General features: G+C 58.4%; 10 protein-coding genes. 7 read left to right on the top strand and 3 right to left on the bottom strand.

Annotation, left to right across the window (positions count from 1 at the left end; genetic code table 11):
• Window positions 1-330: SMP-30/gluconolactonase/LRE family protein (locus BF99_RS20060; protein ID WP_038097016.1), on the top strand; the 330-nt coding region annotated here is incomplete at its 5' end.
• A gap of 159 nt (window positions 331-489) precedes the next feature.
• Here the strand turns inward: BF99_RS20060 and BF99_RS0102860 are convergent.
• On the bottom strand, window positions 490-1,329 hold the full coding sequence (locus tag BF99_RS0102860) for an LLM class F420-dependent oxidoreductase (protein ID WP_025769682.1): 840 nt from the start codon (window positions 1,327-1,329) through the stop codon (window positions 490-492).
• Between the two features lie 87 nt (window positions 1,330-1,416).
• On the opposite strand from BF99_RS0102860, the gene BF99_RS0102855 reads away from it, so the two are divergent.
• The 5 genes from BF99_RS0102855 (at window position 1,417) to BF99_RS0102825 (ending at window position 8,148) form a co-directional block, all read left to right on the top strand.
• Window positions 1,417-2,643: an endonuclease/exonuclease/phosphatase family protein gene (locus tag BF99_RS0102855; RefSeq protein ID WP_156013133.1), complete on the top strand. Its 1,227-nt coding sequence runs from the start codon at window positions 1,417-1,419 to the stop codon at window positions 2,641-2,643.
• 393 nt (window positions 2,644-3,036) lie between these two features.
• Entirely contained in the window at window positions 3,037-3,429 is a 393-nt protein-coding gene (locus BF99_RS23275; protein WP_025769679.1) for a DUF1127 domain-containing protein, read from the top strand.
• A gap of 751 nt (window positions 3,430-4,180) precedes the next feature.
• Window positions 4,181-5,425, top strand: coding sequence for an MFS transporter (locus BF99_RS0102835; RefSeq protein WP_231471286.1), 1,245 nt, complete (start codon window positions 4,181-4,183; stop codon window positions 5,423-5,425).
• Window positions 5,426-5,517: 92 nt separating this feature from the next.
• Window positions 5,518-7,371, top strand: coding sequence for a hypothetical protein (locus BF99_RS0102830; protein ID WP_025769676.1), 1,854 nt, complete (start codon window positions 5,518-5,520; stop codon window positions 7,369-7,371).
• Window positions 7,372-7,386: 15 nt separating this feature from the next.
• Window positions 7,387-8,148, top strand: a complete 762-nt coding sequence (locus BF99_RS0102825; RefSeq protein ID WP_025769675.1) for a hypothetical protein — start codon at window positions 7,387-7,389, stop codon at window positions 8,146-8,148.
• Window positions 8,149-8,206: 58 nt separating this feature from the next.
• On the opposite strand, the gene BF99_RS0102820 is transcribed toward BF99_RS0102825, so the two are convergent.
• Window positions 8,207-9,208, bottom strand: a complete 1,002-nt coding sequence (locus BF99_RS0102820) for a D-2-hydroxyacid dehydrogenase (RefSeq protein ID WP_025769674.1) — start codon at window positions 9,206-9,208, stop codon at window positions 8,207-8,209.
• Between the two features lie 153 nt (window positions 9,209-9,361).
• On the opposite strand from BF99_RS0102820, the gene BF99_RS0102810 reads away from it, so the two are divergent.
• A complete protein-coding gene (locus BF99_RS0102810) occupies window positions 9,362-9,886 on the top strand; it encodes a hypothetical protein (RefSeq protein ID WP_156013132.1) in 525 nt (174 codons plus the stop codon).
• Window positions 9,887-10,240: 354 nt separating this feature from the next.
• Here the strand turns inward: BF99_RS0102810 and BF99_RS0102805 are convergent, their stop codons facing one another.
• On the bottom strand, window positions 10,241-11,428 hold the full coding sequence (locus tag BF99_RS0102805; protein ID WP_025769672.1) for a DUF4340 domain-containing protein: 1,188 nt from the start codon (window positions 11,426-11,428) through the stop codon (window positions 10,241-10,243).
• Between the last annotated feature and the right edge of the window lie 128 nt (window positions 11,429-11,556).

Below are 11,556 nucleotides of genomic sequence, written 5' to 3'. Positions count from 1 at the left end.
GCATTTCCGGCCTCGCTCAATGGCGGGCGGCTGATCACTTGCGATGGCGGGTGGCGGCGCTTCGACTCCATGGCGGTGGAGGAATCGGGCAATATTTGCGTGGCGACCCTGATGGATTCGGGGATCACCGTCGCCGACCCCGACGGCGGGACCTTGGAATTCATCCCCTTGGATGATCCTTACACCACCAATCTATGCTTCGGTGGCCCGGATCGAAAAACCGCTTTCATCACCCTTTCATGGACCGGAAGGCTGGTGGCGATGGACTGGGATCGTCCGGGGCTGGCCCTCGACTTCCAAGGACTCGACGCCCGAAACCCGAGATCGTGAACCGGGCTCGATTGATAGGAATCCGCGGCTCTTTCGAATCGCCGACTTGAATCCGGGATCGACGGAGACCCTCGATCCCCCTCGGGTCGGCGGAATGGGCAGTCCAAACGCGATCCAAGCCACCTCCCCATCAAAGGGAGGATCTCGAAATCGATCACCTCACCCTTGCAGCAACCGGGCATGGCGATCGAGCAAAGAAAGGGATTGATCGCGACCCACCGGCGGGATCATGATCAAGGCTCGAAAAGCCCCGGCTCTTCGACACTCGTCGAGCACGCTTTTATCGCCCGGCACGGCGAAGACGGTCGTCGATATGCTCGCCGGATCCCTTTGCGCCTCCAAGGCCATGATTCTTAGCCGCTCCATCCGCTGCCCGATATCCTCCATCGCCCGCATCCTCGGCATCCAGCCATCGCAAAACTCCACCACTCGCTTGAGGGTATGGTGGCTCTCGCCTCCCAACAGCACCGGAGGATTCGGTTTTTGCACCGGCTTGGGATAGGACCAGATCGGATCGAAATCGACGAAAGGACCGTGATATTGCGGCTCATCGTGCTGCCAAATCGTCTTGATCGCCTTTGCTCGATCGCACATCACCTTGAATCGATCGTCGAACGAAGTGCCGTGATTCTCCATTTCCTCCGCATTCCACCCCGCCCCGATCCCCAGTTCGAATCTCCCCCCGGAGAGCATGTCGAGCGTTGCGCACTCCTTGGCCAAGACGATCGGATCGCGCTCGGTCAGCAAGGCGATGCCGGTGCCGATGCGTAGGCGAGAAGTGGCGGCCGCCGCCCACGCCAATCCGACCAAGGGATCGACTGTGTGCTTGTATTCGCGGGGCAATTCCGCTCCCCCCGGCCATGGACTTCGGCGACAGGTCGGGATATGCGTATGCTCGGGTACGAAGAGCGATTCGAAACCCCGATCTTCCGCTTCTCGAGCCAATTCATCGATACGAATGGTGTAGTCGGTGGAAAATTGAACGATACCGATTTGCATGATCGAACCCCTCGAAGTCGAATAAAGTGCGTGTTATCTTAGCAGTCAACCAAGCGGGTATTTTGCAAAAATCAAGGAGCCAGGGATATGCCAGTCCTGCGATGTCGATATCCGAAAAATCCGAAATCCGAAAAAAGAATGTCGATGGCCCAGCCTTCCGGCGCATCGTCCGCCAAGGGCAAATATCGGCTCTCGATGCCGGCGATGGCGATGGCGCTGGCAATGGCGACAACGCAAGGCCTTGCCCATCCCGGCGGCCTCGCCGAGGACGGTTGCCACAATCAAGTCAAGACCGGGGACTGTCATTGCCATATACCGCCGGGGGATCGAGATGGATGCCCCAAAATCCAATGGCGGGGCCCCTCCGCCGAAGCCCCCGATGCGTCACCCAAAGCCGAGGATGGCAAGATCGATCGAATCCGCATCGCCAGCTGGAATCTCAATCTCCTGCACTGGAAAAGCGACGTGTCGCTCTGGCGGGGAAGCGTCCGACGCAACGATGCCGACTATGAAATCCTTAAGGGCTATGTGCGCAAGATCGATGCCGATATCATCGCCTTTCAAGAGGTCAACGGCCCGCAAGCGGCGGCAAGGATCTTCCCCTCGGAGGAATACGATATCCATCTCTCGGGGCGATACGACTCGAATTACAACGATATCTATACCGGATTCGCCGTGCGCCGGGGGCGCTTTGCGAATATTCGAAAACGCGATGTGCCCGATTTCGAGCCCAATCCCAACAAGGAGCGATCGCTGCGCTGGGGGGTGGATTTGAGCGTCGATATCGATAGCGCGGAAAATCCCTCGGCGAGCGAAAAGACGAAAACGCTGCGATTGCTCAATATCCACCTCAAATCCGGATGCCAATACGGGAGTTTGGAAAATCCGAAGAGAAAGCAGTGCAAACGCTTGGTAAAACAGATCGCTCCTTTGGAGGCGTGGATCGATGATCGCCGGCGGGAGGGAGCGGCCTTCGTGGTGCTGGGGGATTTCAATCGCACCTTCGACCACCACGGCGAACGCGATCACCTCTGGCAGGCCATCGACGATGGCGACCCCTCGGGGCTCGAACTGCATCGATTGCCGAACGGCCATCCCCATGAATGCTGGAAGGGAACCGGCAACCACTTCAAAAACGGCGTCGATTTCTTCGTCTTCGGGGCAAGGGCTTGGGAATGGGCAAGACCCGATTCCTTCCGCGAAATTCTGTGGGAAGCCAAAGACATGGATGAAAAACGCAGGCTTCCCTCGGATCATTGCCCGATCACGGTCGATCTTTTCGGATCCTTGGAATCGACGAACGCCGGCCGATGAAAGGGCGCCCCTTTTTCGAAAACCCTCTTTTTTTCCAATATCGAGGTGGGTGATCTCCCCCACCTCGCCCTTTTTCCTCTCGATCCCGGTCATCGGCTCGTCATTCCCGAAGGAATTCGGCCAAAAATATCTGCGAGAATATCGGCAAGGATATCGGCAAAATACTTCTCAAGAGATTTTTTATCGCTATAATAAGCAAGTCTCGATGCATTCGATGCCCTATCAAGGGAAAAAGAAGAAATATTCCCTGTAATATCAATGTAAAACCATCGATTCCATCGATTAGATTTTCTTGGCCTTACAGGTAAAATATTTCATTTGTGCAGTGCATCAAAATCCCCTATATTTCTCCTTGAGGTTATCCATGATTCACGCTTCCAGGAGAGCATAAAAATGAAGTCCGCCACAAACGATCGTTCGATTCGCTCGGAAAACGCCCACGAGCCGATCGATTACCTCGAACATACCGCAAGAGCGCGCAAAGCCCAAGGCGAAGCCATCGTCCGCTCGATTCGTCTGATCGGGAATTTCATCTCCCGCTCGCTGGCGAAGGGATGGAAACGCATCGATTTGGGTATCCGGCGACGGCAGATGGTCGCCGAGCTCTCGGCTTTGGACGATCGAATCCTCGATGATATCGGCATCCGGCGCCGGGATATCCCGATGGTCGTGGACGGGCTTTTGATCCCCGGCGGTGACATTCCGATCTGGAATATCCGTTCCCGACTCGGACATCCGCAGATCCCCGAGGAAGCGGCGAACGAAAGCGACCGGCCCGCGGCGTGAAAGGGCCCGCGGCCCTTCGCGGATCCGAACCTTCGTAGGCTTCGTTCTTCGACGAGAGAAAACCGAGGCGACGACAAACACCGACCGGTGCGTCGCCTCGCCTCGATTGTGAAGTCCAAGCACTGAAGTCCAAGCAGATCGACCGATTCGGCACGGGCTCGGAGGTCTTTTCGATCCGGGGTGCTCATCTCCCCCGATCACCCCTCCCCCCGATCGAAGCCTCCGACCCCGTTCGCCGAACGATCGCAAACCCCCCGCCTTGAATTCCACCTTAGGCGATCGAAACATCGCCCGATGTACCGATAACGCTTTCTTCTTGGAATTCGTCGAATCGAGATCCCTCGAATCGATTCGAATCCCGAAAAAACCACTCCCTCGCTCTGTCCATCCCCCGCAGGCATCCATCGATGCGAGCGCTCATCGACTCGTTTTGAATCAAACGCTTGCTCGAATCTCGGGAGATTGTCGCTAAACTCCCCTTGATCGTTCTATCCGGCGAAAAAGCCCAAGGCGTATCTTCGAACGATCGAAGGCCAATCAAACCTTCGTTTTTTACGAGAACTCCGATCTCGTAAAAAGAAATCCGCCTTGCGCGCTTGCGCGGCGGTGGCTTTATCAAAGGGATCTTCAAATCTTTTTTCGAAAAACCCCGATACGCCCCGAAAGGTGCAAAGGAGATATCGTCATTTCCCGCCGCTTACTGGCTCTTGCGATCAACGAGCGATTCTTCTACGGCCGGGCGATGCTGGCCTTGGCGGCATTGATCATGTTCGCCAGCGGGCCGGGCCAATCCCATACCTTCAGCGTCTTCTTGATACCGCTTGTCGACGATCTGGGGATATCGCATACGGCCATCTCGATCGCCTACGCCGTCGCCACCCTCGTTGCCGCATTCGGTCTTCCCTTCGTCGGAAGAGCCGTCGATCGCAGCGGGAGTTACCGGGTCCTGACCGTCATCGTCATCGCCTTCGGGGCCGCGACCATCGCTTTCTCGGCGATCAGCGGGTTCGTCCTGCTGATGCTGGGATTCGGTCTGCTGCGCTTTTTGGGTCAAGGGTCGCTGATGCTTTGCGCCAACAACCTCACTTCCCAATGGTTCGATAAAAAACGAGGGATCGCGCTCAGCTTGACCATGCTCGGCTTTTCTCTCAGCGTTGCCTTGCATCCTCCCCTTGCGCAATGGCTGACGGAAACCCATGGCTGGCAGATGGCTTGGATCGTCATGGGGCTCGGCACTTGGCTGCTGTTGCTGCCGCCCATCATGCTGCTGCTCTTCGATCGCCCCGAGCAGCTAGGACTCGTACCGGACGGCAAGATCAAGAAGGGCGAAGCCGATATTCCTGCAAAAGCGAATGCAAGGAGCGAGGGTGCCACCGCCGATCGGGGGCTCGACCTTGCACAGGCCCGACGCACCGATGCATTTTGGGTCATCCTCCTTTCCAACTCCGTCCACTCCGCCTTGGCGACCGCGATCTTCTTCCATCAGGTTTCGATTTTCGATGCCAAGGGGCTCGATCCGACATTGGCGACATCGATCTTTTCGGTCACGGCCTTGATGATGGTCGTTTCCTCCTTGATCATCGGGCATCTCCTCGACCGCCTGCCGACTCGCCCTCTTTATGCGGCGGCGCTGCTATCGACCAGCCTGTCCTTGGTGATGATGAGCCAAGTGCAAGGACAACTCACGGCGAGCGCCTTCGCATTCGTCTTCGGACTATCCAACGGAGCGATGCTGGCGCATATCGCCTATGTATGGCCGCGCTTTTTCGGGCGGGCGCACTTGGGTTCCATCTTGGGGGTCGCCCAGATGGGGATGGTGATCGGCGCCTCGCTCGGCGCCATTCCGCTCGGGGTCGGCTACGATCTCGTCGGTGAACACGACGGGCTCTTGCTCGTCTTGGCCCTGCTGCCGATATCGTGCGCCGTTGCGGTGATGCTCATGCGCATACCGCGGATCGACGCCGGGCCTGCATCCACAACGACGCCGAATCATTGATGAGCGAAACGATGGCGATCTCGGGCGCAAAACAAGAACCGAGGCCGTCCCGACGAGCGCCGTCAAATACCTCGATCTAGGGGATTCATCGCGTGAAAAGCATCGATCACGATTGTGCCTGCGCGCATTCGAAGCACCCTGCCGCTTGCGCGCACTCGAAGCGCCCTGCCGACGACATCATGCGCCCGGAGCGGCTGGGGGTGGTCTTCGCCAATCGCCTTAGCTTCTCTCGCAGCCTGATCCGATGCATGCATCTCGAGGGTTGGCGATTCGAAGAGCCCGTCCTCGCCCTCGATGATGAGGGTTTCGGCCATTATCTTCGCACCGTTTCGACTCCGAACCGACAATACAGCTTGGTGGGATTTTCCCATCGACTGGACCCTTCGATGCGCACCGATCGGGTGATCGCCGATGCTTGGGATACGACCTTCACCCTCTTTGACGGGGTTCCGTCCAAAGCCGATATCGAACGACTGTCCCGGCAGACCCCGAAGCAGGAAAAAGGCAGGTTCGTAGCGCAAGATCTGGTGCTCAGCCGCGCCAATCGGAGCGCTCGCCTTTTCGAACATACCTTGGAACGGCTTGCCGACGGCAGGCAACCGGATCCCGCCTTCATCAACGAAGTCGGTTATTTGATGCGCACCACCGCAGTCTACGGCAACGGCAAATTCGGCCTGGCGGATCGACAACGCTACGCCCGTCGCCCGGAGTTGGCGGGACCCTTTCGCGCCGAGATGTTGACCGTTTATCTGATTCGCAGTTTCACCTTCGATCTCATCGAGCATATCGCCCGACAACGGAACCCCTCGAAGGCGGTCGGGATCGATACCCGACTCAAACGCCATCTCGGGGTCGGCAATGCGACCGGTCTTGGCATGGTGCCTTTTCTGATCCGTCATCCCGGACTCATCCACCGCTGGTTTGACGCCCGCGAGGAGGCTCTGGCCCGAGTGCGGAGCATGGACGATGATTCTCGAGGCGATCGATCGCGATTCCTTCGCTCGTTGAAACGGGCGAAGGCCCATTTGCGCGAGTGGCATAGCGAGGATGACGAGCGCCGTCGTCGCCTCGAATCCATGATCGAGGAGATCTCGCAGTTGGAGCGTCGGCTCGAAGAGCAAGCCATGGGCGAAGGTCCGGCATCGGCGAGGGGGGAAACGATATCTTTCGACCCCAAAGAAGGCTTTAGAGAAAGGGTCTACCGCCATGCTTGCACGCATTGCTCGCCGGAGACCCAAGAACTGGTGATATCCCTCCTGTTGGAATCGGGGGCGGATCTGATAGACGATCTTGCCGAGGGTTTGGAGATGGAAGAAGAGGATCTTCCTCCACGCCTCGATCCCACCATGAGCATCGCACGGTTGAAGTCCTGTATCGAGCGGCACTACGGATGGGCGCTGGATCGCGACTTCTCCGGCCCCGAAGCGACGCACCATTTTTGGTATCACTCCAAAGAAAAGATGGAGCCGCGGCGGGGAGAGCGCCATACCGAACCGGGAGCGGAGCGGGAGATGCCGCTCGGCGTCGCCCGCGATATCGACCGGCTGGCGAAAGCGCTGGATATCGAGATCGATGGCGGCAACGGGGAGGATTCCCTGGCCGTCTTTTTGGTGCGCCACCCCGAGCTGCGCCACAGCGCAAGGCGCGTGCAATCCACGATGCACTGGGACTACGCCGAAATTCGGGGCAATCCGCTGGAACCCGAATGTCGGCCGATCGATCTTCTACGCGCCAAGCTCGCCTGCTTCGGGGCTTCCAAATTCGATCCGAAATCCGATCTTTGGACGCGGATCACCCTTTATCAGGGAGCCCCGCTGCCGACTGGAAAGGAGGAGGGGCTTGCGGACGATTGGTATTTTCCGACGCTCTTCTTTCCGTCGAAAAACTCCATCGAAGGCGAGGCGGAGGATGGGAGCGATGATCGTCCTTCGACATCCCTTCGATGAACGATCCGGCGCCTAATGCATATTTCGCTGAGCGAACTCAAAGAAGCGACCGTCCGGGCGGCATCGAGCGTCGGCCTGCCCCCGGGATTGGCCGATGAAGCGGGGATCTTGGCTTCGAGGATCTTGCGATCGTCGATCGAAGGGGATCGGGTATTGGGTCGTATCGAGGATCTCGTCGAGGCGCTGGAGGCGCTGGATCGAAAGGATTCCTTTCGCTTTGCAAAAACACCGGCGATCGCCGGCCATTTCATCGCACAAAGGGCGAAGGCCCCCCTTTCCTGCCTATGGTGCGGGCCGAGCTTGGGCGATCGGCTGATCGTCGCCGCCGCCGAGGAAGGGCGCCAAAGCGGATCCATCGCTTGCGTCGAGGCGGTGGATATCCCCTCGCCGATCGTGCACCACCTGCTATGGGCTTCGCAAGCGATCGAAGGGCTCGTCAGGATCGTCTGTCGATCCCGAACCGCCCTTGCATCCCCGGCGATGCCGGAGATCGAATTGACCTGCCATCGAGGAAGACTCCTAGGGTCGAAGATACCGCTTCGGGGTCCGGCTTGGATGTCGATCGCTCTTGACCCGTCGCCATCACCGGACACCGCAGGCGAGATGATTGAAAAGCGATCGATGAGTGCATACGGGAGGGCGAACGAGGGAATGGGCGGGGAAATCGAAAAGGCGCTCTGGCAACGCCTTTGCGTCCTCGCCGAAAAACAGCTGGTCGAAAACAGCGAGCGCTCTCGCTTGACCGGAGCGGGAGCGGGGGTGGTCGATCGCGATTGAGGGGCAACGGCGCGCGGATGATGAGACGAGACGATATGAGAGACCGCCCAAGGATTCGCTAGACGATCCGATTGATCAAACCCTCATCGCCTTGCTGCAAGCAACGCAGGTTCGTCAATAAAATATCGATCACATTTTCCTCGTATCGCCGCGTCTCTCCAGCGCTATGAGGGGTGATCAAGGCATTTTCCAGCCCCCAAAGCGGGGAATCGGCGCCAAGCGGCTCCTCGACGAAGGTATCGATCCCCGCCCCGGCGATCGCACCGCTCTTCAAAGCCTCGATCAATGCCGCCTCGTCCACGCAACGACCTCGAGCGACGTTGATGAGATAAGCCGTGGGCTTCATGCAGGCCAAGGCGGCGGCATCGACCAAGTTCTCGGTCTGCGGGGTCAAGGGGCAGGTCAGCACCAGGATATCGACCTCGGCGAGGGTGGCGAGAAAATCGGCCGGAGGGCGCAGATCAAGGACCGATCCGTCATGGTCGGCGAGATTGCGCTTGATGCCGATCACCTGCATCCCGAAGGCGCGGGCGAGAAGGGCCAAGCGCGATCCGATGGCCCCGAGGCCGTAGATCAAGATCCTCTTGCCTTCGAGTTCTTCCTCGCGCCGAGCGATATCCGAGATCATCGGGCGCCAGATCCGCTCGCGCTGACGATCCCGCCCGGTGTGGATCTGACGGGTCAGCGCAAGGATCATCGCCATCGCATGGTCGCTGACCGCATTGCGGTTGACACCGCTGCCATTGGCAAGACGAATCCCCTTGGCGCGCAAGGCATCGCGATCGAATTGGTCGTAGCCCGCAGCGCAAACTTGGATATAACGAAGATTCGGCGCGGCATCGAGCATCTCGTTCGACCACAGCCCGGAAAGAACCAGCACCTGCCCTTCACCGAGGCGATCGAGGGTCGCGGCACGGTTTTCCGTCTGGAAATGCGAGATGGCGGTATTTCTTCGCGCAAAGCATTCCGCCAAGCGATAGGCGGGGTGGGCGAAGTGAATCACCATATCCCCGTCGGCCGGAAGGCAAGGATCGCAAGCGGTCGATGAGGTATCGGTCATTTCGAAGAGATCGTGAAGAGATCGTGAAGGATTCGGTGAAAGATAAAAGGAAATTATATCGGATAGAGTCGAAAGAGTATCTTGACATTTTGATCAAAATAAAGTAGAGGTATAGGAACGGGTACACAAGTGATAACCACGGAGGAAGTAACCATGAAAAAGATAGCGATGATTGCGATGCTCTTCGGCTTCGCCGGTGCGGTTCACGCCGATGGCTCGTGCCATCATCCGCTCGGCTGCGGCTATATGAAGCCCGACGTCGAGGAAGAGAGCGGCTGGATCGAGACCAAGGCGAGCGATGATATCCCGATGCTTGCTTCGGATGGTGGTTATGAGCAGTGCAAAGCCCAATGCAATAATCTGGATTGGTATTTGCAAAAGGCATGTTTCGATAACTGCGATCAGAAATATGGCGGGCAGGCGAGTGCCGAACCGACCACGATGATCGCCTACGACGATTCTCAGCAATCCGATCCGTGGGGCAACGGCGGTGAAGGCGGGGCGATGTTGAAGCCCGAATCGGAATATGACATCAAACTCGACACCGACCCGCTTTGCGATACCGACCCGTACTCCTGCTTCCATCTGGCGAATCAAGACAACACCCTGCAATCTGAAGAAAGGCAAGTCGCCAGTCTTGTTGTCCTTATCTGGATCTTCGACACGTTTCTCGACTAAAAGGGTGCCACAAAAGGATGGCGGTATGATGCCTGTCATCCGGGAATTGATACTTTCCCGTATAAATCCTAAAAAAAGGGGCTCCGTGCGAGCCCCTTTTTCTCGATTATCCTTCGACACTATCCGATATGACTTCCCAAAAAAAGCCCGCCCGACGAGGGTCGGGCGAGCGGTGTCTGCCAAGTCGGGTTATGCGCAGCCCCATCGAGTCCCGAACCTGATATCGATGAAAAAACGGCGATCCGATATCGGGTTCCGATTCAAGGCCTAAGCATCCACGGTTTTCAAAGCCAAGGACTTCGAAGCCAAGCGCGTTCGAGCCGATATCAAAGAGCTATCGGGGCCTTGAATCCCTCAGCCCTCCTCCGATTCCGATTCCGATTCCGGGATGCGGGTGAGCCCCTCCATGCGGACGGTGATATAGCTGACCTTGTAACTCGGGAGTTTGTAGGCCCACTTCGACCAGCGCTCGTTGAGGCTCTCGACCTCGGCGACGATGGCCTCGCGGTCAAGGGTGTCTTCCGAAGCCTCGGCATCGCTTTCATCGGCGGCTTCTTCGCCGTTCTCGGCGGCGTCGGCCCCGTCGTCGTCTTGCGCCGATGCCTCTCGCTCGCTCTCGGCGGCGAAGGTCTCCTCGTCCACTTCGGCTCGCAATACCAGCCAGCCATCCGAGTCTCGTCGCTTGAGATCCCCGATCACCCGCAGGCCGTCGAAGGTCACCACGCTCAGCGATAGGCCGTTATCGGCATCGAATTCCTCTTCGTCGTATCCCGGTCTCGATCGAACATCGTCCAAGCGCAGATCCTGAATGAAACCCCCGATATCGGCGATGCGATAGGCGGCGTCGACCTCCCTTCCTTCGGGGATATCTTGCAGCGTGAACTCGCTGTCGGCGGGGTCGGCCTTGCTCACCTCGATGACATCCCCGTCGCTATGCCGCAAGGTGACTCGACGGGTGCGCTCGACGGGAATCGCAACGATATCGCGCTGCGCCCAATCCACCGCCGACCTTCCCGAGGGCACCGATCCCTCCACCAACCACACTTGGGGATCGTCGGCGATGCGCACATAGAGCTCCGAGCGATCGCGATTCGCCCCCGAGGTGCGACGATTGCCGAGCACCCACCGCGCCAACTCCTCGCCGGCGGCGCTTTCAAGCCGAATTCTCAGCGAATCCGCTCCCGCTTCATCGGGATCCTCGACCCCGAGCTCGGAGTAATACTCCGGGCGAGATGTTTTCGGCTCGAGATATTTCAGGCTCGCCCCCCCGAGCAGAAGTCGGTGTACCCGATCTCGGGCCGCCGGATAGCCATCCTTCTCCTCCAGCATCCAAGCATCGTCGGCACGAACGATATGGAAGGGATCGTCGGCGCCCTCGATGCGGATCCGAGCGACCTCGTTGATCCGATCGAACAACGAGGGAAAGACCGTCTCGTCGTTCGCCGCGAGATCTTCTTCCGGTGCTCGATCCGACCAATACACCGCCCCGACGGTGGCGACGACCAAGACGATCAGCACAAAGATCCAACGAAATCCACGCATTCCGATCTGCCTCCTTTATCGATTCCAAACTCTCGGCACGGTTGCCTCGAACCACCACCCTCGGATTCCCGCACCGCGCGACGATTCACCGTCGATCCCGGCATCAAAAAGCCGGTATCACGGGGTCG

This window comes from Thioalkalivibrio sp. HK1 (genome assembly GCA_000583135.1).
Lineage (GTDB): Bacteria > Pseudomonadota > Gammaproteobacteria > HK1 > HK1 > HK1.
This window is presented reverse-complemented; position numbering and strand designations above follow the sequence as displayed.